Below are 22267 nucleotides of genomic sequence, written 5' to 3'. Positions count from 1 at the left end.
TGAGCCGGGCGGGCGTCCCGGGCCGGGCTTGCCAGGTTTGGGCGCACCGGCTGGACACGGCATTTTCCAGCGCAAGTTGCGAAACCCGCGCCGGACCCTGGCTGGGGTCAGCCGTTCGGGCGGTGCGGGTTTCTCCCAGGGGCGACGCAGGTCGGGGGCCAGCGGCCGGGCCAGGCGCAGCTGAGCGTGCGCGGCCACGATGAGCCAGGTCCACCGGTCGGCCGCCTCGGGATTGCGGATCTTGGGAGTGGTCCAGCCGAGGGTCTGCTTGAACAGGCGGAAGGTGTGTTCAAGATCGAATCTGCGCAGGAATACCTGCCAGAGCCGGTCGACGTCGCCAGCGTCTGCGCCGGTGCCCGACCACTACAGCCAGACGGGCTTGGGTTCTCCGCCGCCGGGCAGGTGCTCGACGGTCAGCCGGATGATGGTGCCCTCGATGAGCGGCAGTTCCATGTCGTGGGCGATCCAGGCTGCCCGGCGGGTCAGCTTGGGGTGCAGCCGATCCCAGGCCATCGCGATTGTGGTGCCGTAGCGGGTGGTGGCGGTGGTGGTCTGCTGATCGGGTTCGCCCCAGGTGTCTGGCTGGCCGAAGACGAACTCGCCGCCGTGCTTGAGCGGTCTGCCACCCTCGGGCTGGTAGACGCGCGGCGGAGTCGGACGGCGCATCACGCGATCTGAGCGCAGCCTTCCCAGCACCTCGACCGGCAGGTCGGCCAGCAGGAACGTCAGCCGGTGCAGGTCATAGCCGGCATCGGCCACGATGAGGATCGACAGGTCGCCATCCTGCCACTGCCCGGCCTCGATCAGCCGTTGGATGACCTGGCGGAGTTGCACGGCGGTGATGGCCAAGACGTCGGCACCCGGCTCCAGGCGGATCGCGTCCAGCAGGGCGGTCCAGGAGGTGCGGCCCGGCTCCAGGGCGGCCACGATCGAGTACGGCCAACCCGGAATCATCCGGTGCTCGTTCCTGCCCCGGCCATAGGTGTGACAGAACGAGCGCCTCGGCGCGGTGGCCGCATCCGGGCGCAGCCAGGGTGAGACGTCGACGGCCAGCACGAGCCGCCCATCAGCGGCTCGCGGCAGCGGCAGCGCGGCCAGAGCCATGCGCACCCGCGCGATGTTGAGGCGGCCGTGGTTCAGCCCGTCGTATAAGGCCCCGTGCCCGCGCCGGTGCTCCGAGGTCAGCGCCAGCCCGACCAGCGTCTTGACCGGTCCGTCCGCGCACAGCACCGCGTCGGTCAGCTCGAACAACTCCTCGCCGCGACCGGTCAGGCAGGCGAACCACTCGGCACGAAAATCAGTCAGGACAGCCCGCGCGCCGGTCTCGGCACTGTCGCCCAATGGTTCGGTGTCATCGGTCAACGCGCGTGCCAGCATGGAGGCCACGGCCACCGCCTCTCCTCAAGTCCTTCACATCTCGACGATGAGCCGGTGGCCGCTTCTCGTCTCCCGAATTGACATGGCCTCACCGCCACAGCCCGCTATGCGCGGTAGATCACCATCGGTGCTGAGCGGGGCAAATGCGAAGATCAGAGGTTAAAGACAAGCTGAGTCTGAGACCCTGGCCAGAACTGTTTGCAGTGTTATAGTCAAAAGCAAACAGTTGGAGGTGGCAGTGTCCCGTTTCACGGACCTCGCCGCACCGGGACGGCTCCATCGCCTGATCTTGACGGCCGTTCCCCCGTTACTCATGCTGATTGTCCCCACGGTCTTGGTGGGCATTTACGGGGGACGCCTCCCCGACCGCGCCTACGTCGACAGCTGGGCCACCACCACCGAATACGCGCCCACCTGGGAAGACTGGGTGTCGCAACATCGCTTCTCACTGGTGTTGTTCGAAGCGGCGCTCCTCGTCCCGTTCCTGCGCTGCTGGCGCCTGCCGCAGGCCCAACGCGCCATGGTGATCCTCAGCTTCGTCGTCGGCGTGTCCGTATCGGTGTCCGGCGCACTGTGGCTGATGACGCTGCTCGACGCCCCAGGTCCCATGCCCCGGCCCGCCTGGCACCTGGCGGTGGAGATCGCCGCGACCGTTGCGGCGGCCGTGCTGGGCTACCTGGCGGCGGGCCGGCTGCCATCGCCGCCCGAGGCGACCGCCGCGCCACCGCCGCACACGCCCGCCATGGAGCTCGGCCCGTCCCAGCGGATCATGTTCGTGACCTCGTCCTGGTCGGCGCGCAGGCTGGTGGTCGCCGCGGTACTGGGCGCGGTCACCGCGCTGAGCGTGGACAACTTTTCCGACGCATGGCAAGGAACAGCGTTGCTGGCACTGTGGACGATTTTCGAGGCGGCGCAGACACGCACCCGCCTGCAGATCGACGCCTCAGGGATCACAGTGAGGCCCTCCTGGCTGCCCGTCCTGCGGCGTACGGTGCCGTACTCCTCGGTACGGTTCGCCGAGGCCAGGAGCGAACCTCCTCCCGGGCGTTACAAGCTGGACGACGGTGAGGCGGGCTGGGGCGTCGTCACCGGCAAAGGGCCGGTCCTCGTTTTGTCGTTGACCGACGACCGGCGGTTCGTCTATTCCACCCGCGCGGCCGAGACCGCGGCTGCCCTGGTCAACGGATGGCTGAGCAGGCAACGACAGGGAGAGACGGCGTAGTGCTGATCACAGTGGATCCGGCATCGTCCCAGCCGCTCGCCGACCAGGTGGCCGGCTCGGTACGCGCCGCGCTGGCCAACGGCACGGCAGCGCCCGGGGACCGGCTCCCCTCGGCCCGCAACGTGGCCGCCACCCTCGGCATCAACCTGCACACCGTGCTGCGGGGCTACCAGCAGTTGCGCGACGAGGGGCTGGTGGAGCTACGCCGCGGCCGAGCGGCCGTGATCACCGAGACGGCCGACCAGTTCCGGCTCCGGCTCGCCGCAGCGGCCGAAGAGTTCGCCAGAGCCGCCCTGCACACCGGAGCCTCCGACGAAGAGGCACTCACGGCAGCGCAAGAGGCGTTGCTCGCCCTGCGAGGCTGACGCGCCTGTTCCAGCCCCCACATGGTTCTGTCGCACCTGCTCTGGCTCATGGCGTGCTGGATCCTGAGCACCGAGATGCGCACCTGGAGCCTGCTCATCCCCATCATGGTGGCCGGACTTGTCCCAGATCATGCAGTCCCAAGGCTGGGGATCGGCGCTGTGGAGCCTGCCAACCGTCGTCAAGGTGGCGGGGCATGCAGCATGGGGGGTCTCCTCGGGAAGGATGATCAGGACCCAAGCACCAGCTCATAGCTGAGAGTGATTGGTAGATTACTTATAGTCACATTCGCCTGCCCCTGGGGCGCGGCGACAAGAGGTGGGCGACACCGACGACGGTCCGCCCCGCGGTGGTCGTGCACCATCACCCAATCGGCGCGCGTCATGGCAGCGTCGCCGACGGCACTCGCGAACAGCGCCACAGCGGGCGCCCAGCGTCGGGCCAGTCGGGCACACGTGCAGGCGGTGACTGCGTTGTCACCGTGACGTCAGGGACCGTTTCTCATCTTCGCGTGATTACTTAGAGCATGCGACAGTAACTCAAAGTTATCGCGCGTAGTGAAAGGATCTCCATGCGCCGCATCCTGACCAAGACCCTCACGCTTCTCACCGCCGTCGCGACAATCGGCCTCGTCGCCCCAGCACCCGCCCATGCAGCGGACTCGGCCTACTTCGTGATGACCGACGTCACCCGCGCGGAGTTCGTCGTCAAACTCACCGACCCTCGCAAGATCCAGCACGCCCGCGACCTGCTCAGCGGCACCACCACCAACGAACCACACGTCATCGGACGCATCGACAAGAGACCCGCTCCCTACAACTGGCGCTGGAGTTACCATCTGAGGCCCGAAACGGTCGACTTCTTCGACTTCGCCATCGAGGTCTGCGACGCGACCATCCCCTACGTCGAGGATCACCTGGACGAGGCCGGCGGGCCGTTCCTGCCCGGCCTCGTCTGGTGCCCCTGGACTTCCAACCTCGTGCGCGAAATCCCAGCGCCATAGCCCCGGACGTCATCTGTTATCGCGGCTGCTTCGGCCCGTCCGGGCGGGAAGCGCGAGTCCGTCGTTACAGGTTTCAAGCGGACACGGCACCGTTGCGCCGCGATTACATCGCGTAGCTGACCATAACGTTGCCCGTTTCATGCCGAAGGCCGTAGCCCGGCCGCCCGCTTCGGGGCCATCGCCGCCAGCAGTTCGGCCGCCCGCTTGGAGTCCATCGCCGCCAGCCGCCCGGCCGCCCACATCGGGTGGACGGCCTGTTCGAGTACAGCCTCGCCCGCCCCCTCGACGGTTTCGCCGCCATGGTGGAGGGACCGTCCCGCAAGGCGCCTGGCTAGACCGCGGCCCAGCCGTTGTCGACGGGGAGGACGACGCCGTTGATGTTGCTGGCGGCGTCGGAGGCGAGGAACACGATGGCGGCGGCCTGTTCGTCCGCCTCGGCGGGGCGGCCGACGTTGTGCATGTACGCGCCGATGGTCTGCGGGCCGTGCGTGGCGGGGTCGGCGTTGACGACGATGCCGGTCTTGGTGCCACCCGGGGCGATGGCGTTGGCCCGGATGCCGGAGTTGCGGTACATGACGGCGACCGACCGGGTGAGTCCGACGATGCCGTGCTTGGAGACGGTGTACGCGGTGCCGGCCGCGCTGCCGCGCAGGGCCGCCTCGGACGCGGTGTTGACGATCGCGCCCTTGCCCTTGGCGAGCATGTGCGGCAGTGCGGCCCGGGTGAGCAGGAACGGCGCGGTCAGGTTGACCCGGATGACGCGTTCCCATTCGGCGTCGGAGACGTCGGCCGTGCCGGACATCTGGTCCATGATGCCGGCGTTGTTGACCAGGACGTCCAGCCCGCCGAAGGTGTCCATTGCGGTGGCGACGACCTGGTCGACCACCGCGGGGTCGCTCAGGTCACCGGTCACCACGACCGCGGTGCCACCCGCCTGCTGAATCTCCGCCACGACGGCCTTGGCGGCCTCACCGTTGAGATCGGCCACCACCACCTTGGCGCCCTCCTGGGCGAAACGCAGAGCGGCGGCCCGCCCGATACCCGATCCAGCGCCGGTCACGATGACGCTGCTGTCTTCCAGGCCACTGCTGCTCATGTTCCGCTCCTCGCGGTCGTACGTCATGGAGTTCTCCTCAGGCCCGCCGATAAGACCTGGTCAGGAGACCGTACGACTTTTTGTCGCTAAGCGCCAGATAGTCAGGAGGTGACAAAAAGTGGTAGCGTCCCCAGGGTCGTGCGCACGACAGGTCCGGGAGGTAGAGGTGTCTCGCGACGCATGGGCGCCGGTTGGGGTGACCACGGCTCGCTCCACCGCGCGGATGGGGCGCCCGCCCCTGACCGAACGGCGCAAGGCCGCGACCCGTCTGGAGATCGCCCGAGAGGCGGTCCGCCTGTTCACCACCAACGGCGTCGGCGGCACCTCCGCCGAGGAGATCGCCGCGGCGGCCGGAATCTCCGCTCGCACGCTGTGGCGCTACTTCCCGAACAAGGAGAGCTGCGTCCTGCCCCTGCTGACCGGCGGGATCGAAGTCACCCGGCGCTGCCTGCGCTCATGGCGCCCCGACCAGGGCGTGACGGAGCTGCTCGACGCCATGCGGGCCAGTGCCGGTGAGCTCGCCGCCGACAGAACGGCGCTGATCAACCTGGTACGGCTGACCGGCAGCGAGCCGGGACTACGCGCGGTGTGGCTGGAGGCGCACCGGGAGGCCGAACCGGTCTTCGCGGCCGCGCTCGCCCAGCGTGCCGGGATGTCCAGCCCCGACCTGGTCGTCACCGTGCAGGCCGCCATGATCAACACCGCGCTGCGGACAGCGGTGGAGCACTACGCCTTCCACACCGACCCGGCCGCCGCGGAGGAGGCGGGTCTGCTGGAAGCGACGGTGAACCAGGCACTGCTGGCAGCGGCCCGCGGTCTCTCCCACTAGGCATGGGCAGGCTGCCCAAAGCCTTGGTGATCAGGGCGCCGCTGTTCCCAGGCCGGCCGGATCTAGCCGTACGCGGCCGAGAGTTCGTCGGCGAGCCGCTCGATCGTCTCCCGCCCCTCCAGCGGACGCGACCACTCGGCCGGGAACACGGCGGCGCCGTGCGCGACCCCCAGGAGGTTGCCGCAGACCGAGCCCGTGGAGTCGCTGTCTCCCGAATGGTTGACCGACAGCAGCATCGCCCGTTCCACCGACGGCTCCACCAGCGCGCAGTAGACCCCGATCGCCAGCGCCTCCTCGGCGACCCACGCCCCGCCGAGCGACTCGACCGCCTCCGGCGTGTGCGCGCCGCCGCGGGCCAGCTCGGCCGCCGCGCGGAGCGCGCCGGCCGTCTCCTCATGCCGCGGGTACGTTGCCAGCAGATCCAGAGTGTCCTGTACGGCCTGCGCCAGGGGCTTCCCCGCCACCAGAAGCGCGACGATCGCGGCGAACGCCCCGGCGGCCAGGGAGCCGGTCGGATGTCCGTGGGTGATCTGCGCGCAGGCGGCGGACAGTTCGAAGGCGGCCCGCGGGTCCCTGACGGCCAGGCCGAACGGTGCCGAGCGCATGACCGTGCCGCATCCCTTGGAATCGGGGTTCACCGGGCCTGGCTCGCCGAGCGGGGCCGGGCCGGGAAAGTGCCGATGCAGCCCCGACAGGCAGGCGTTGCCCGGTGCCCGCCGGGAGTACAGCCAGCCCTCCTCGCGCAGCCGGCCCGTACGATGCGGGCGGTCCGGTGGCGGAGGTGCCGGATGGTCCTGGGTGTCGAGCCAGCGCTGGTACGCCTGCCGCACTGACTCCACGGCATCGTCCACGGTCTCGGCGCGGGTGAGCCCCTCCACCGTGAAGAGCGTCATCTGCGTGTCATCCGTGATCAACCCGGTCTTGCCCCGCCAATCGGTGACATATTCGGAAATGCCGTCATTGCCCCAGTGCTTGCGGATCTCCCTGAGCGACTGGAACTCGATCGGCGCCCCCAACGCGTCGCCGATCGCCCCGCCGAGCAGGCAGCCTCGAACTCGATCCCGGACGTCCATAGGAAGATCCTGCCAGGTCCCCAAGGGCGACGGCACGGGACGCCTCAGGTGGTGACGAAGTCCGCGATGACCACGGTCGCGTCGTCCTTCGGCTCCACGGCGGCCATCTCGTCGAACACCCTGTCCAGGCAGGCGGCGGGGGACTGCCCACCGGCGAACAGCTCCCTCATGCGGGGCACGCCGAGGGCGCGGATCGCGCCGTTCGTGACGATGACGACGCGGTCACCCGGACGGAGGGACACGGTGCCGACCTGCGGATCGGGGTCGGACGCCAGGCCGATCCAGCGCGGCGGCGAGCCGTCCGCCACGGAGTGCGGCGTGGTGATCTGCTGAGGCGGCTCGCTCTTCGCGCAGTGCCAGATCGCGCCGTCGCCGACGTGCGCGAAGCGCAGGCACGGGCCGTCTTCCGGGTCGAGGATGATCAGATCCAACGTGCTGACCAGGCCGGACGTGGCGGGATCGCGCAGGTAGGCGGTACGCACTGAGTGATGCACCGCCTGGGCCCAGTCGTCCATGTCCGCCTCCCGCGTCCCCGTGTAGTGGGGCCGGGCGGCGACCATGGCACCCAGGACCAAGGCGGCAGAGGCCTGGCCGCCCGTTCCGCCGCCCGTTCCGTTGGCCGCGCCGTCGTTCGCGCCGTCGGCCAGGCGGTCGGCCGGGCCGTCGTCCGCGGGACCATCCGCGGGACCGTCCGCGGCGTCGTCCGCGCCGCTGGCCGCCGCGATCAGCCGTTCCTGGATGACGTACGCGTCGGACGGCCGGCGGTGCGAGCCCTCGTACGTACCGCCCACCGCCGACAGCCGCGGCCGCGCCATGGGCATGCCGGCCGGCCAGGTGCCGCGCTGACCACGAACCGCCATCACAGACAGACAGGAGAGCAGAATCGTGATCACGATGAAGGTCATGAGGTCCCCTCTCGTCGCGGTCATCGCGACACGCGCCCAGTACACGCCCGCGCGAGACGACGGCGACTGACGGCCGATCAGCCGTCATGCGGCCCGGCCGCCGGTGGTCCAGGGTGCGAAGACGCGGTGCATACCGCAGGAGAGCCGGCCCGAGGAAAACAGCCATGCGACACCCCGCTCGTCCCTACCGGGTGCGTTATCGTGAGACCCGTTTTGTGCTCTCATCGCGAGCGGACGGCGCATGGCTCACCCCGGTTCCACGAGGTACGACTCGGCGGCCAGGCAATTGGAGAAGGCCGTCGCGCGTACGGCCGCGGGAGCGCGGGTCGCGGTGGGCCTGGTGGCGGTCATCACCGCGACGATCGGCGCCGTCCCGCCGGTCTCCGCCCGGTGGCTGGTGCCCATGCTGGTGGTCGAACTCGGGTGGACGCTGCTGTTCGCCCGCCTGGTGTGGCGCAGGGAGTTGCTGCCCACCTGGCTGGCGGCCGGTGATGTGGCCATCACAGTCGCGTTATGCCTCGCGCAGCGCGACCTCGTGGCGAGGGCGGCGCTGGAGGCCGGCGCGAGCTGGATCGCGGGGCTGGTCACGATGACCATCGTCGTCGCCGGGGTCGCCTGGCCGCCCAAGGTGGCCATCCCCACCGGCCTGGTCATCTCGGGGGCCTATCTGGCCGGGGCGCGGCTCGCGTCCCCTTCCCCGGACGTGATCATCACGACGGGGACCCACTTCGTCCAGATTCTCTCGATCGTGGTGCTGATGATGCTGCTGCGCCGCTCCTCGGCCTCGGCGGACGCCTTCCTGAAGGAGAGCGCGCGCGCCGAGATCGCGCTCATGGTGGAGCGGCTGCGCCGCGAGGACGAGCTGCGGCAGGTCGGCAGCATCCACGAGACGTCACTGCACACGCTGACGATGGTCGGGCTGGGCACCTACGACGGGCCCTCGCCGACCCTGCGCGACCAGGCGGCGACCGACCTGTCGGCGCTGGAGAAACTCCGTGACACGCCGCGCGCCGGCTCCGCCTCCATAGCCCTGGACACCCTGCTGGACGAGGTGGCAGGGCGGATGACGGGCCTGGACGTCCACCGGAGCCTGGTGCCGGAGACCGTGCCCGGGGACGTCGCGGAGAGTTTCGCCCGCGCCGTCACCGAGGCCCTGGCGAACGTCGCGCTGCACGCCGGCGTACGCGAAGCGGAGCTGCTGTCGAGCAGGCACGACGGCGAGATCCGCGTGGAGGTCGCCGACGAGGGCCGCGGGTTCGACCAGGACCGGCTGCCGGCCGACCGGTTCGGCGTTCGCGGATCGATCCTCGACACGATGCGGTCCCTGCCGAACGGCGGCGCCGAGATCTCCTCAGGCGGCCAGGGCACCCGGGTGAGACTGTGGTGGCGGCCGTGACCGAGGAGATCGAGCAGGTCGCGCAGCGCTATGCCCGCTACACCGCGATCGGCGCGGTGATGATCGCCCTGCTCTGGCACACCGGCTACGACCTGACGGTCACGATCACCGGCTGGGACGACTTCCGCTGGCCGGTGGTGGCGGCGGTGTCCTGGATCCTGTACACCGTGATCGCGGTGGTGGCCGCGTCGGCGCTGCTGCGTTACTCCAGCGGACCGCGCAGGGGGCGCGAGCTCGCCATCCCCGCGCTGGCCCTGGCCATCGCGGTGATCGTGGCCTGCTACCCGAAGGACCTCATCGCCCCCATCGACTGGGGCTGGGGTTCGGTCGGCTGGCTCGGCGTCCTGCTCCTGTGGAACCGGCCGCGCGGCCGGGGCGAGCTGCTCGCCTTCCTCACAGCCAACGCCGGCATCATGCTGGCGGCGATGGCCGTGACCGGGACGCTCGACCGCGTCTCCATCGCCAAGTACCTGATGGTCGAGGTCGGCAGCATCACCCTGCAGCTCGGTTACCTGGCAGGCTGTCATACCCTCCGCGTCCGCGCCGAGGACGCCGTGCTGCTGGCCCGCCGGCTGGCGGCCGACGACGCCTGGCGGGAGTCCGCCCGGCGCATCCACGCCGACCGGCTGCGCAGGTACGACGCCATCCGCGACGTGGCGGAGTCGCTGCTGAAGCAGCTCGCCGACGGCGCCGATCCCGGTGATCCCCGCGTACGCGCGGACTGCACGGCCGGGGCCATGCGCTTGCGCCGCCTCATCACCGAACGGGAGGATGTGCCCGACGAACTGGTGTCGGCGCTGCGCGAACGCATCGACGCGGCCGAGCGGCGCAAGGTCCTGGTGACGGCGCCGCCGTTCGGCGACAACCTGCCCGACCTGCCGGAAGGCGTACGAGAGGACCTGCTCAGAGCGCCGATCCTGGCACTGGACGGCGCCAGATCGCGGGCCAGGGTGACCGTGTCCGCGATGTCCACCATGATGAGCGTGGCCGTCGTGGCCGACAACGACGACCTGCCCATCAGCCCGACCCCGATCCGCGAGCCCAGCGGCGTCGTCGTCACCTATCAGCGGCAGGGAGGGGAGGTATGGGTCAACAGCATCTGGCAGGGCCCGTGACGGTCGCCTTGGTGGAGGACCACCAGGTCGTGGTGGACGGCGTCCGATCGTGGTTCGGCCCGCCGAGCCCGGTGGAGCTGGTCGCCCAGGGGTCCACCATCGAGTCCGTCCGCGGCACGGCCGCCGACGTGCTGATGCTCGATCTCAACCTCAACGGCACCCTGGTCATCGACCGCGTCGCCGAGCTGTGCGGCGGCGGGCAGCGGGTCATCGTCTTCTCCGAGCACGAGGAGCCGGAGACGGTACGCGCCGTGCTGGACGCGGGGGCGTCGGCGTTCATCGGCAAGGGCCGGGCCACCCGGGAGTCCTGCCTCGAGACCATCCTGGAGGTGGCCGCCGACAAGCCGAGCATGACGCCGCCGATGGCGCAGGCGATCGCGACGGACGAGAGCCCGTACCGGCCGCAGCTGTCGGACAAGGAGCGGGCCGCGCTGCTGTTCTGGTTCCAGTCGATGTCGAAGGCGTCCGTGGCGGCCCGGATGGGGATCAAGGAGCGGACCGTACGCCAGTACATCGACCGGGCCCGGGTCAAGTACGCGGCGGCCGGACGACCCGCGCCCACCAAGGAGAAACTGCTCATCTGCGCCATCCAGGACGGCCTCATCCGTCCCGACGAGGTGATCGTCTACACCTCCCTGGCCGCTCGGGAGAAGTGACAGGCGCGGCAACCCCTTCTCGATCGGGTGATGCCGTTGCACCATCGTGGACATGCGTGCCCTCGTCCCCGGCGACCCTCGCCAGCTCGGTGAGTACTGGCTGGCGGGACGGCTGGGGGAGGGCGGGCAGGGTGTGGTCTACGAGGCGTACGACCCGGCCGGGCAGCGCGTGGCGATCAAGGTGCTGCACCCCGGGGCCGGGGCGGAGCTGCGTCTCCGGTTCGCCAAGGAGGCCGCGGCGACCCGGCAGGTGTCGGCGTTCTGTACGGCCCGGGTGTTGTCGGTCCGGCTCGACGACCCCCGGCCGTACATCGTCAGCGAGTACGTCGGCGGTCCCAGCCTGCGCCGGGCCGTCGAGACCGCCGGGCCGTACCGGCCGGACGACCTGCACCGGCTGGCCACCGGCATCGCCACCGCGCTGACCGCGATCCACGAGGCCGGGGTGATCCACCGCGACCTGAAGCCGGACAACGTCCTGATCGGCCCCGACGGGCCACGGGTGATCGACTTCGGGATCGCCAGAACGTCGGAGATGTCGCTCACCCCCACCGGGCAGAACGCCGGGACTCCGGCGTTCATGGCCCCCGAGAGCATCATCGGCGAGCGCGCGGGCCCGGCCGTCGACATCTGGGCGTGGGGCGCGGTCGTCCTGTACGCGGCGACCGGCCGGGACCCGTTCACCGGCGAGAACCTGGCGGGGCTGCTGCACCAGATCCTCGCCGCGGTCCCGGACGTGTCCGGGCTGGCCGAGCCGCTGCGCACCCTGGTGACGGCTGCCCTCGCGAAGGACCCGGCCGACCGGCCCAGCTCGCGCGGTCTGCTGCTGGCCCTGGTCGGCGGCCAGGATGTCACCCCGCGTGAAGACGGCGGCACCCAGGCGCTACTGACCGAGGGCAGCAGGGCGGCCGAGGTGATCCGGCCGCCCGCCCGGCTCGCGCAGCCGCCCCTGGAACTGGTGGCCGAGCAGATCTACCGGCGGCTGCGCGGCACCGACCAGGCGGTCGTGCCGCAGATCATGCTGCGCCTGGTGATGCCCGGCGAGGGCGCCGAGGACATGCTGCGCAAGGTGCCGGCAGGCGAACTCGACGACGGCGTCGTCGACCCGCCCATGCTGAACCGGGTGCTGCTCGGGTTCACCCGGGCCGAGCTGGTGGTCCGCGACGACGACACGGTGTCGCTGGCCAACGCGGCGCTGCTGCGCGCCTGGCCGCGGATGCGCGGGTGGATCGACGCCGACCGGGCCGGGCTGCGGATCCACCGCAGGCTCGGCGAAGCCGCCCAGCGATGGGACGCGCACGGGCGCCGTCTCGGCGACCTCTACCAGGGCGGCTCCCTTGAGGCCGCGCTGAGCTGGGCCGCGACGGGCCGCCAGCACGTGACCCTGAACCTCGTCGAGAACGCCTTCCTGGAGGCCGGCCTGGCCTACAGCCGGGTCCGGGCCCGCCGCCGGCGGCAGGTCATGGCGGCGCTGGCCACCATGCTGGTCATCGCGCTGGCCGCCACGGGCGTGGCCGCCGGGCAGCGGGCGGCGGCCGTACGCGAACGGGACATCGCGGTGGCCCGCAAGACCGCGATGCTCGCCGAGACGCTCCAGACCTCCGACCCCGTCAGAGCCATGCTGCTGAGCGTGGCGGCCTGGCGGATCGCCCCAGTCCAGGAGGCGCGGGCCGTCCTGTACAGCGCTCTCGCGCAGCGTGAGCTGACCGTGCTGCCGCCGCCGGCCGCCGGGGCGGACGCGCGTTTCGACCTCAGCGCCGACGGCCGCGTGCTGGCCGTCGCCGACGCGGGCCGGGTGACGCTGCGAGCGGCCGGCCGCCCGGTCCGTACGGTCGCCGGAGTGGGTACGGATGTGCGCGCGATCGCCCTGAGCGGCGACCAGGCGAAGGTCGTGGTCTGCGGCCCCGACACGGTACGCGTGTGGGACGTGGCGACGGGCCGCCCCGGGCCGCGGATCGCCGGAACCGCGCTCGGCGCGACACTCAGCCGTGACGGCCGGCTGCTGGGCCTGGCGACGACCGACGGCAGGGGCGAGGTCAGGGACGTCCGTACCGGCGAACGGGTCATGGGCACGCGGGACGAGCGGATCGACCGGATCACGATCTCCGACGACGACCGGTACGCCGCCGCCACCTTCACCGACGGCCGCTACGAGCTGTGGGAGCTGGGTTCGCGGCGCCGGATCCGGGGGTCGGGCAGCGCGGTCGCCTTCGGGCCCGGGACGGCCGCGATCGCCACGGGCGGCCAGATCCGGCTGTGGGACCTGGCGGCCGGGCGGTTCCGCCGGGAGTCGCTCGTCGACGGCATCACGGCGGCCTGGCTGTCCTTCAGCGCCGACGGGCGGCTGCTCATCTCCTACGACCGCGCGGCCATCGCCATCTGGGACGTCGCGACGGGCGAGCCGACGCTGCACTACCCCCTGACCGACACCTCCGGCATGCCCTCGGCCCGGCTCGACGCCGGGCACACGCGGCTCAGCTACCTGCTGGGCAGGGGCGCGGTGGCGGTGCTGGACCTCACCATGGGCGTCCACGTGGCCGGTTCGGCGAGCGCGGCGGCGTTCGACCCCGCGGGACGGTTCGCCGCGCTGCAGACCGAGCGTGGCCTGGTGCTGTGGGACGTCGCCGCCGCCCGGTCGCTGGGCACTCTCGGCTACCGGGATTCCGCCACCACCACCGATGCCGATGACGCCGCCGACGGCGCGTACGCCCTGGCGTTCAGCCCCGATGGGCGGACGCTGGCGGCCGGATCGGCCGGTACGACCACGGTCACCCTGTGGGATGTGGCGAGCCGGACCGCGACCGCGCGGCTGCCGATAGGCGGCCGGCAGTACATCGACGGCCTGGCCTTCAGCCCCGACGGACGGACCCTGGTCGTGGCGCCCGCCGGAGGCCGGGCCGAGCGGTGGGACGTACGCCTTGCTCAGCGACTGCCCGACCTGCCGCGGGACGGGTTCGACGCGATGGCCGTCCGGCCCGACGGCAAGACCTTGGTGATCGGCGGCAGCGACGCCGCCCTCATCGACCTCGCCGCCGGGAACGTCATCCGCGACAGGCCGTTCGGCGGCAGCGTCGACGGGGTCAGGTCGCTGGCCTACTCCCCGGACGGCTCGACGATCGCGGTCGGCTTCCGGCAGCTCGGCGTCGACCTGTGGGACGGGCTCGGCCGCCGTCAGCTGGGACGGCTGGCGCCCGGACGCGGCGAGTTCGACACGGTCATGGCGATCGCCTTCCACCCGGCCGGCGCCATCCTGGCCACCGGCGGCAGCAGCGGCCAGGTCCAGCTGTGGGACGTGGCGGCCCGCACGGCCCTGGGGGATTCGTTCAAGGCGCACGCCGGCGGGGTGCTGGCCCTGGGGTTCTCCGGCGACGGCCGGCACCTGCTCAGCATCGGGGACGACGGCACGATTCACGATATCCCGGTCGATCCCGCCGCGGCCGTGGCCCGGATCTGCGCCCGCGCGGGCGTCGGCCTGGCCCCGGCCGACTGGGACAGGTTCATTCCCGAGATCTCCTTCAGAGAGGTGTGCTGACCATGGCGACCCCGAGAACGACCCCGCGGACGATCCTGTGGAAGCTGCTGCGCGATGACGGCCTCATCGAGTCGGTCGACATCACGCCGGTCCCCGTGATCTCCGGCGTGCCGCTGGCCGTCGACGTCGCGACCTCCGGCGTACGCGACCTGCGAGGTTTCCTGCGCGGCCCTGGCGGGGAGCGGGAGAAGCTCGTGTTCGAACGCGTCGAGAGCGGCGAGTTCGGCGACCTGTGGCGGGCGGAGAGCGTCGTGAAGGTCACGGGGACCTGGCGGGTGCGCATCGGCGCCCGCTGTGACGCCGTGGAGGACACCTTCACGGTGGTGACCGAGGCCGAGTCGGGCGTGGAGACGCGGATCGACGGGTTCGGCCTTTCCCCCGATCCGGTGCGCGAGGGCGACGAGCTGACCTTCACCGGTGTCCTGCAAGCGGACGCGGACGTCAGCGGCCTGCCCGTCCTACTGGAGTTCCGCGAGGACGACGAGTTCGCGTGGACCGAGATCACCCGTACGGACACCGGGAGGGAGGGGGAGTTCACCGCCGTCGTGATCGCCCGGAACTCCGGCTTCTGGCGGGCGGAGTTCCCCGGCTCCGGCACGAGAGGCACCGGGAGAGGGCTGTCCGCCGACGCCGAGGCACTGCGCGGCTCGCGCAGCGTCCAGCAGCACTCGACGGTGGAGAAGGCGGGCCTGTACCAGGTGTCCCACACCGTCAACGACCAGTCGGTCTCGAAGAACACGAACGTCAGGCACACCGGGAAGGTGCAGAAGCGCGACAACGTCAACGCGCCCTGGACCAAGCTCAACAACGAGAAGGTCGAGCTGCTCTTCAACGGATCCGGCACCAACCGCAAGGACACCACCAAGGGCATGGGCAGGTACCAGATCGACGCCAAGGCGGCCGGCACCGGCACGTGGGGGGTGAAGATCACCAGCTCCGCCAACCAGTTCGCGGAGATCAAGGTGACCGTCAGCTGATGGGCCCGGGATCGCCTGGGGAGCAGTCGCTTGCCTAAAACCCCTCTAAACTGGTAGGAAATACATGTGTACCGAAAATCCCCGGACAAGCCGCTGTCGCGCCGACGGGCGGCCCCGCGGTTCGCGGTGCGTACGCTCGCCGTCCTCGTACTGCTCGGCCTGTGGCAGGCGGTCGCCACGGCGCTCGACAACCCGTCCTTCATCCCGGCTCCGAAAGCGGTATGGGACCGGTTCGTGCTGCTGTCCACGACGCACGACGGCATCCGCGGCTACAGCGGCAGCCTGCTCATCGAGCACCTGGGGGTGAGCCTGCGCCGCATTCTCATCGGCTCCGCGATCGGCGTGGCGGGCGGGCTCGTCCTGGGGGTCATCCTCGGGACGGTGCCCTGGATCCGCATCGTGGCCGAACCGGTGGTCACCTTCGTGCGGGCGCTGCCGCCGCTGGCGTACTTCAGCCTGCTCATCATCTGGTTCGGCATCGATGAGACGCCCAAGCTGTGGCTGCTGGCCATCGCGGCGCTGCCGCCGGTCGCGGTGGCCACCGCCGCCGCCGTACACGGCGCGCCGACGGACCTGGTCGAAGCGGCCAAGGCGCTGGGCGCCTCGCGCCGGCATGTCATCCAGGACGTGGTGCTGCCCAACGCGCTGCCGGAGATCTTCACCGGCGTCCGCCTAGCTGTCGGCATCGCGTACTCCTCCGTGGTCGCCGCGGAGACCGTCAACGGAGTGCCGGGCATCGGCGGCATGGTCAGGGACGCCCAGCGTTACCTGCAGACCGACGTGGTGGTCGTGGGGCTGTTCGCCATCGGCATCTCGGGCCTGCTCATCGACGGCATCCTGCGGGTCGCCGAACAGCGGCTCATCCCCTGGAGGGGTCGTTCTTGACCATCATCCACCGTCCCATAAGGAAGCGCGCCATGTCACGACCGCGTCTCACGCTCCTGCTCTCCCTCGTTCTGATCGCGGCTCTGGCCGGCTGCGGCAACGGGACCGCGGCCGCGGGAGGCGGTGGCGGGACGAAGGCCAAGAGCATCCGCATCGCCTATCAGGCGTTCCCCAGCGGCGACCTCGTCGTGAAGAACAAGAAATGGCTGGAGCAGGCGCTACCCGGCTACACCGTCCAATGGACCAAGTTCGACTCCGGTGCCAGCATCAACACCGCCTTCGTCGCGAAGAGCGTCGACATCGCCGCCATCGGGTCCAGCCCGGTCGCGCGCGGGCTGTCGGCTCCGCTGAACATCCCGTACCAGGTGGCGTTCGTGCTGGATGTGGCCGGTGACAACGAGGCCCTGGTGGCCAGGAACGGCAGTGGCATCTCGTCGGTGAAGGACCTGCGCGGCAAGAAGGTCGCCACCCCCTTCGCCTCCACCGCCCACTACAGCCTGCTGTCCGCGCTGAGCCAGGCGGGCGTGGCCGAGTCGGAGGTGAAACTCATCGACCTCGAACCGCAGGACATCGTGGCGTCCTGGGCCCGCGGTGACATCGACGCCGCCTACACCTGGCTGCCGAGCCTGAAGGAGCTGAAGAAGACCGGCAAGACGCTGATCAGCAGCCGCGAACTGGCCACGGCCGGCAAGCCCACGCTGGACCTCGGCGTGGTGTCCACCGCGTTCGTCGAGGCGCACCCGGATGCGGTCGACGCCTGGCGCAAGGTCGAGGCCAAGGCTCTCCAGCTGATCGCCGACGACCCCGGCGCGGCGGCCCAGTCCGTGGCCGCCGAGCTGAACCTGGCCGTAGACGACGCCAAAGACCAGCTCAGCCAGGGAGTCTTCCTCAAGCCCGCCGACCTGGCGGCCGCCGAATGGCTGGGCACACCGGACAAGGTCGGCGGCCTGGCGCAGAACCTGGTCGGCGCCGCCCAGTTCCTCAAGGACCAGCAGAAGATCGACGCCGTCCCCGACCTGGCGACCGTACAGCGGGCCATCTACAACAAGGGTCTTCCCGATGTCCTCGCCCCCTGACCTCGACCGCGCGACCGCCGTACACGCGCGTGAAGTCGAGCACGTGTACGGCAGGGGCCGCGACGCCGTGACCGCTCTGGGGCCCCTCTCGCTCGACGTCCCGCAGGGCTCGTTCCTCGTGATCGTCGGCGCCTCGGGCTGCGGCAAGAGCACGCTGCTGCGGCTGATCGCCGGCTTCGAGCAGCCCACCTCCGGCACCGTACGGACCGGCGGCGACCGGCCCGTGCCCGGCAAGGGCGCCGGCATCGTCTTCCAGCAACCCCGGCTGTTCCCCTGGAAGAGCGTGGGCGGCAACATCGAGCTGGCGCTGCGGTACGCGGGCGTGCCCCGCGAGGAGCGCGCCCGCCAGATACCGGAACTCCTGCGGCGAGTGGGTCTGCACGACGTCGCGCACCGCCGGATCTGGCAGATCTCCGGCGGCCAGCAGCAACGCGTCGCCATCGCCAGGGCACTGGCCGGCGACAACCCGCTCCTGCTGCTCGACGAGCCGTTCGCCGCGCTGGACGCGCTCACCCGCGAGCGGCTTCAGGAGGACCTGCGCCAGGTGAGCGCCGAGACCGGCCGCACCTCGGTGTTCGTCACGCACAGCGTCGAGGAGGCCGTGTTCCTGGGCAGCCGCGTCGTGGTGCTCACCAGGAGACCGGGCCGGATCGCGCTCGACCTCGACATCCCGCTGCCCCGTACGGGGCTGGAGCCGGACGAGCTCCGCGCCCTGCCCGAATACGCCGCCCTGCGCGCCACGGTCAGCCAGGCCGTACGCACCGCCGCCGCCCTCAGAGGAGAGTGATCCACATGTCCGTCCGAACCGCAGCCAAGCTCACCCTGAACCCGCTCGGACCGCACTTCGGCGCCCAGGTCGAAGGGCTCGACCTGGCCAACGCCCACGACGACGACCTGGTCGCCGTACGAGCCGCGCTCACCGAGCGGAAAGTGCTCTTCTTCCGCGGCCAGCACCTCGACGACGACGGCCAGGTGGCACTCGGCCGGCGCCTCGGAGAGCTGACCGCCTCCCATCCGGTCGTCGGCGGCGTGGACGAGGCGCATCCGGAGATCTACGCGCTCGACAGCGCCGACAACGGCTTCGCCGACGTCTGGCACACCGACGTCACCTTCATGCCCCGCCCGCCGCTCGGATCGATCCTGCGCGCCGTCATCCTGCCCCCGACCGGCGGCGACACGAGCTGGGCCGACAGCCAGCTCGCCTACGACTCCCTGTCCGAGCCGGTACGCGAGCTGGCCGACCGGCTCACCGCCGTGCACGACGGCAACCGGGAGTTCGGCTACTACCTGGCCCAGCGGCGCGGTGGCAAGGGCAGCGTCTGGGACGGCGACGTCGTCACCCGGCTGGACCCGGTGGAGCACCCCGTCGTCCGCGTGCACCCGGAGACCGGCCGCAAGGGCATCTTCGTCAACCCGGGCTTCACCTCGCACATCGTCGGCGTCTCCGAGGCGGAGAGCCGTGGCATCCTGGACCTCCTCTACGCCCATCTCACCAAGCCCGAGCACATCATTCGCCATCGCTGGAGTGCCGGCGACATCGCCATGTGGGACAACCGCAGCACCGCTCACTACGCCAACCGCGACTACGGCACCGCCCACCGCGTCATGCACCGCATCACCCTGCGCGGAGACCGCCCCGTCGGGCCCCTGTAGGACATCCGCAGGGGCCCGGACGCTGGCACAATACGGATCATGATGTGCACTCAGTGCGAAGGAACGGACCTGGAGCCGGGCTTCATCGACGACCAGGGCGAAGGATCCCAGGGCTACGGGCGATGGATCCAGGGTGCGCTGGAGCGCGGGCTGTTCGGCGGGGCCAAGCGCATGGGGAGAGCCGTCTGGATCATCGAGGCCTTCCGCTGCACCCGCTGCTCGCATCTCGAACTGTTCGTGCGCCCCAGGGACTGACCTCTCTCGTTCACACGGTCGGGTAGAGGAGTTCCAGGGGCCCGGACAGTGCGGCGCGCACCCGCCGGGCGGTCTCGTCGACGAGTACCTCCGGCTCGTCGCGGCTGATCGCGTCCATGGTCCGTGCCGCCACTTCCGCGGCCTCCACCTTCGGAGCGTCGACCTCCACGGTGGCATCGGTGTCCACATAGCCCACATGCACACCGACGACCAGCGTCCCCTGCTCCCGAAGTCCCACGCGCAGCGCGTTGGTGAGCGACCATTGGGCGGCCTTCGACGCCGCGTAGCCGGGGAACCGGTTGTTCGCCCGCCAGGAGGCCACCGACAGCATGTTCACCAGGACTCCGCCACCGTTGGCGGCGAGGACGGGCGCGAAAGCCCGCGAGACCGCCCAGGTGCCCAGATAGTTCACCTCCAGCTCCTGCCGCGCGCCCTCCAAAGAGCCCTCCAGCAGGCCCGGCCCGGCTATGATGCCGGCGTTGTTGATCACGATGGTCGCGTCGGACGCCGCCGACGCCGCGGCCGCGATCTGGTCCGGGGCGGTGACGTCCAGGCGCAGTGGCTCAAGTCCGGGCTCTTCGAAGTCCTCGGGCCTGCGGACGCCCGCGTACACCTTGGCGGCGCCCCGTGCCAGCAGAGCGCGGGTGAACGCCCGGCCGATTCCCCGGTTCGCGCCGGTCACCAACGCGACCGACCCTTCGATTTCCATCGGACACCTCGTTCCACGGTTTCCCCTGTACGGGCGTGTGCGGCCCCGTTGCTGCTGAGGCGCCGCCTCCCCTCTCATTCTGGTGCTCGCGGTGCGGCACCTCATCACGTGGGGGTCGTAGCGGTGCCGGTGCGCGCGGTGCCGTCACGTGGTCGTCTCTCGGTCAATCACTACGCGCAGTACGTGCTGCGGCGCCCGGCCCCCCATCCATCTACCTGGTCGCCTACCTGAGCTTCGGAGTGCCGTCGATCATCGCAGGACTCCTGATCGCTCTGGCCGGTCTACTGGGGACCGTCCTCGGCTACGGCGTCGCCATAGCAGCCCTTGGGCTGTTCGCGCAGTACTGCGTCAACAAACGCCGCTGACCCGGAAGCGGGCGGGTTACGACGTGTCCGCAGGTCAGAGCAGTAGGGTCTGGTCGAAGCTCGATCAGGTGGAGCCATCGGACAGTGGTGTCGTCCTGGTCCCGCGTAGCCACTGGTTGATGATGAGGTAGTCGGCCTCGGTGAGGCCGGTGCGTGGGTCGATGCGGTGAAGGAGTGCCGGCCCGGGATGGTGCGCGGAGACCCAGGTGCGATCTTTGTCGGTGACCTCGTCGTCGATCCAGGCGAATGGGCGTCCTGCTGCCCAGGTGACAAGGGTGCGGGTCTTCCAGTGCAGGCCGTCGCGTTCGTCCTGCTGCTCGGTCTCGGACTCGTCCGGCCAGGCCACGATCGCCAGCGGGGGCAGCCCCATGCGGGGTGCGATGCACTCGTTGGCGTCGTCCATCCAGCTGGTGGCCCAGACCAGTTCGCAGGGCAGCATCATCAACCGGGCTCCGTGGTCGGGATCGACTCTGGCCAGGAGCGGATTTGCTTCCGCTTGCGGCGACGAAACGGCCTGGTAGGTCGGATACCGATGTGACGGGGCACCGAAGGGGATGAGTGGTCCGTCGACGTCGAGGAAGAGCAGCGGACGCTGTGCGGATCCGGTCACGACTGCACGATATCGAGAGTGGTGGAAGCGTCGGTGAATCGTCCGGCCGTTCTGCGGATGCTGGGCATTCCGAGGTTGACGGTGCTCGCGGGAACAGCCGCTTCACGCATGGCTTGAAGCTGCTGCTCCGCTGCCGCCTCAGTACTGTGACTTCGCATGACCGACACCGAGATTGAGATCACCGCAGACCTGGTCCGCGACCTGCTGCAGGAGCAACATCCGGACCTTGCGGGGCTGGCCATCCGTGAGGTGGCGGGCGGCTGGGGCAACCAAATGTGGCGCCTCGGGGACGAGTTGGCCGTACGCATGCAACGCATGGACCCCACCCCGGAGCTCCAGCTCAAGGAGCGGCGGTGGCTACCCGTGCTGGCCCCGCGCCTGCCGCTCCCGGTGCCGACCCCGGTGCGGTTCGGCGAACCGTCCGAGCGCTTCCCCAAGCACTGGACCGTGATGACGTGGGTTCCCGGCGAGCCGCTGGACCACGGCTCGATCAGCCGCGGCGCCCACGCGGCCGACACGCTGGCGAGCTTCCTCCAGGCGCTCCATGTGGAGGCGCCCGCCGAGGCCCCGGCCAGTTCGGACCTCGGCGCTCACCCCAAGAGGTGCACGGGCGGCTTCGAGCAGTTCTTGCAGGCCATTGACCCCGACGCCGTCGGCGATGTCCGCGCCGTCCGGGCCGTCTGGGCAGATGCCGTCGCGGCCCCCGAATGGGAGGGCCCGCCGGTGTGGGTGCACGGCGACCTCCATCCCGCGAATGTCGTCGTCTCGGACGGAACGCTCTCGGGCGTGATCGATTTCGGTGCCTTGTTCGCTGGCGATCCCGCGTGGGACCTGGGCGCCGCGTGGGTGCTGCTACCCGCGGGCGAGGCCGCACGGTTCTTCGACGCGTACGCGCACGCGGACGAGGCGGTGATCCGGCGCGCCCGCGGGCTGGCCGCTATGAAGAGCCTCTTCCTGATGCTCATGGGACAGAGCGGAGATCGGGGCCTTCCCGGCGGCAAGCCGCACTGGGGACCTGCGGGCCGGGCGGCACTTGATCGTGTTCTGAAGGGCGTTTGATACATGATTCTTTGACTTTTCTCGATCTTGGTTGAGGCCATGCGGCAGCCCACCTTCGTGGATTCATCGATCATCACGCGCGGTGGGGATGCCAAGGTCTACGGCCGTATGCTG

21 protein-coding genes are annotated in these 22267 nt (G+C 70.5%); 15 read left to right on the top strand and 6 right to left on the bottom strand.

The window, feature by feature from the left end; genetic code table 11:
- Positions 1-363 precede the first annotated feature (363 nt).
- The gene (locus ACGFNP_RS53780) at positions 364-1392 is read right to left on the bottom strand and encodes a transposase (protein ID WP_393331827.1); all 1029 of its coding nucleotides are present in this window, start codon (positions 1390-1392) and stop codon (positions 364-366) included.
- A gap of 223 nt (positions 1393-1615) precedes the next feature.
- On the opposite strand from ACGFNP_RS53780, the gene ACGFNP_RS53775 reads away from it, so the two are divergent.
- From ACGFNP_RS53775 to ACGFNP_RS53765, 3 genes are all read left to right on the top strand, one after another.
- The gene (locus ACGFNP_RS53775; protein WP_358321682.1) at positions 1616-2599 is read left to right on the top strand and encodes a hypothetical protein; all 984 of its coding nucleotides are present in this window, start codon (positions 1616-1618) and stop codon (positions 2597-2599) included.
- Complete coding sequence (locus ACGFNP_RS53770; protein ID WP_358321679.1) at positions 2599-2964, top strand: GntR family transcriptional regulator; 366 nt, start codon at positions 2599-2601, stop codon at positions 2962-2964. The genes ACGFNP_RS53775 and ACGFNP_RS53770 overlap by 1 nt, the downstream gene beginning before the upstream one ends.
- 569 nt (positions 2965-3533) lie before the next feature.
- On the top strand, positions 3534-3965 hold the full coding sequence (locus ACGFNP_RS53765) for a calmodulin-binding protein (protein WP_358321673.1): 432 nt from the start codon (positions 3534-3536) through the stop codon (positions 3963-3965).
- Between the two features lie 331 nt (positions 3966-4296).
- Here ACGFNP_RS53765 and ACGFNP_RS53760 read toward each other — a convergent pair whose 3' ends face one another.
- Positions 4297-5088 carry an SDR family NAD(P)-dependent oxidoreductase gene (locus tag ACGFNP_RS53760; RefSeq protein ID WP_393331822.1) on the bottom strand — a complete coding sequence of 264 codons (792 nt, stop codon included), beginning with the start codon at positions 5086-5088 and terminating at the stop codon, positions 4297-4299.
- Between the two features lie 139 nt (positions 5089-5227).
- Here ACGFNP_RS53760 and ACGFNP_RS53755 point away from each other — a divergent pair, with 139 nt between their 5' ends.
- A complete protein-coding gene (locus ACGFNP_RS53755; RefSeq protein WP_393331819.1) occupies positions 5228-5890 on the top strand; it encodes a TetR/AcrR family transcriptional regulator in 663 nt (220 codons plus the stop codon).
- A 62-nt stretch (positions 5891-5952) separates the two neighbouring features.
- On the opposite strand, the gene ACGFNP_RS53750 is transcribed toward ACGFNP_RS53755, so the two are convergent.
- Together ACGFNP_RS53750 and ACGFNP_RS53745 are read right to left on the bottom strand one after the other, a co-directional pair.
- Complete coding sequence (locus ACGFNP_RS53750) at positions 5953-6963, bottom strand: ADP-ribosylglycohydrolase family protein (protein WP_393331816.1); 1011 nt, start codon at positions 6961-6963, stop codon at positions 5953-5955.
- Positions 6964-7007: 44 nt separating this feature from the next.
- The gene (locus tag ACGFNP_RS53745; protein ID WP_393331814.1) at positions 7008-7868 is read right to left on the bottom strand and encodes a SpoIIE family protein phosphatase; all 861 of its coding nucleotides are present in this window, start codon (positions 7866-7868) and stop codon (positions 7008-7010) included.
- Between the two features lie 241 nt (positions 7869-8109).
- Here ACGFNP_RS53745 and ACGFNP_RS53740 point away from each other — a divergent pair, with 241 nt between their 5' ends.
- The 10 genes from ACGFNP_RS53740 to ACGFNP_RS53695 all read left to right on the top strand — a co-directional run bounded on the left by ACGFNP_RS53740 (position 8110) and on the right by ACGFNP_RS53695 (position 19410).
- A complete protein-coding gene (locus ACGFNP_RS53740) occupies positions 8110-9264 on the top strand; it encodes a sensor histidine kinase (protein WP_393331811.1) in 1155 nt (384 codons plus the stop codon).
- Positions 9261-10379: a hypothetical protein gene (locus ACGFNP_RS53735; RefSeq protein ID WP_358321652.1), complete on the top strand. Its 1119-nt coding sequence runs from the start codon at positions 9261-9263 to the stop codon at positions 10377-10379. The genes ACGFNP_RS53740 and ACGFNP_RS53735 overlap by 4 nt, the downstream gene beginning before the upstream one ends.
- Complete coding sequence (locus ACGFNP_RS53730; RefSeq protein ID WP_358321649.1) at positions 10349-11035, top strand: response regulator; 687 nt, start codon at positions 10349-10351, stop codon at positions 11033-11035. Before ACGFNP_RS53735 ends, ACGFNP_RS53730 begins: the two co-directional genes overlap by 31 nt.
- A 52-nt stretch (positions 11036-11087) precedes the next feature.
- Positions 11088-14564, top strand: coding sequence for a WD40 repeat domain-containing serine/threonine protein kinase (locus ACGFNP_RS53725; RefSeq protein WP_393331808.1), 3477 nt, complete (start codon positions 11088-11090; stop codon positions 14562-14564).
- Positions 14565-14566: 2 nt separating this feature from the next.
- Entirely contained in the window at positions 14567-15541 is a 975-nt protein-coding gene (locus ACGFNP_RS53720; RefSeq protein ID WP_358321643.1) for a hypothetical protein, read from the top strand.
- Between the two features lie 66 nt (positions 15542-15607).
- Positions 15608-16426, top strand: a complete 819-nt coding sequence (locus tag ACGFNP_RS53715) for an ABC transporter permease (protein ID WP_358321640.1) — start codon at positions 15608-15610, stop codon at positions 16424-16426.
- Positions 16427-16458: 32 nt separating this feature from the next.
- A complete protein-coding gene (locus tag ACGFNP_RS53710) occupies positions 16459-17502 on the top strand; it encodes an ABC transporter substrate-binding protein (protein ID WP_393331805.1) in 1044 nt (347 codons plus the stop codon).
- Entirely contained in the window at positions 17486-18289 is an 804-nt protein-coding gene (locus ACGFNP_RS53705) for an ABC transporter ATP-binding protein (RefSeq protein ID WP_393331802.1), read from the top strand. Before ACGFNP_RS53710 ends, ACGFNP_RS53705 begins: the two co-directional genes overlap by 17 nt.
- A 5-nt stretch (positions 18290-18294) precedes the next feature.
- Positions 18295-19155: a TauD/TfdA family dioxygenase gene (locus tag ACGFNP_RS53700; RefSeq protein WP_358321631.1), complete on the top strand. Its 861-nt coding sequence runs from the start codon at positions 18295-18297 to the stop codon at positions 19153-19155.
- Positions 19156-19194: 39 nt separating this feature from the next.
- Positions 19195-19410, top strand: coding sequence for a hypothetical protein (locus ACGFNP_RS53695; protein WP_358321628.1), 216 nt, complete (start codon positions 19195-19197; stop codon positions 19408-19410).
- A gap of 10 nt (positions 19411-19420) precedes the next feature.
- On the opposite strand, the gene ACGFNP_RS53690 is transcribed toward ACGFNP_RS53695, so the two are convergent.
- Together ACGFNP_RS53690 and ACGFNP_RS53685 are read right to left on the bottom strand one after the other, a co-directional pair.
- Positions 19421-20119, bottom strand: a complete 699-nt coding sequence (locus ACGFNP_RS53690) for an SDR family oxidoreductase (RefSeq protein WP_393331798.1) — start codon at positions 20117-20119, stop codon at positions 19421-19423.
- 429 nt (positions 20120-20548) lie between these two features.
- Positions 20549-21094, bottom strand: a complete 546-nt coding sequence (locus ACGFNP_RS53685; protein ID WP_393331795.1) for an HAD domain-containing protein — start codon at positions 21092-21094, stop codon at positions 20549-20551.
- A 156-nt stretch (positions 21095-21250) separates the two neighbouring features.
- On the opposite strand from ACGFNP_RS53685, the gene ACGFNP_RS53680 reads away from it, so the two are divergent.
- Positions 21251-22153, top strand: coding sequence for an aminoglycoside phosphotransferase family protein (locus ACGFNP_RS53680; protein WP_358321618.1), 903 nt, complete (start codon positions 21251-21253; stop codon positions 22151-22153).
- Positions 22154-22267: the final 114 nt, after the last annotated feature.

Source organism: Nonomuraea sp. NPDC049269 (assembly GCF_043197155.1).
Lineage (GTDB): Bacteria > Actinomycetota > Actinomycetes > Streptosporangiales > Streptosporangiaceae > Nonomuraea.
This window is presented reverse-complemented; position numbering and strand designations above follow the sequence as displayed.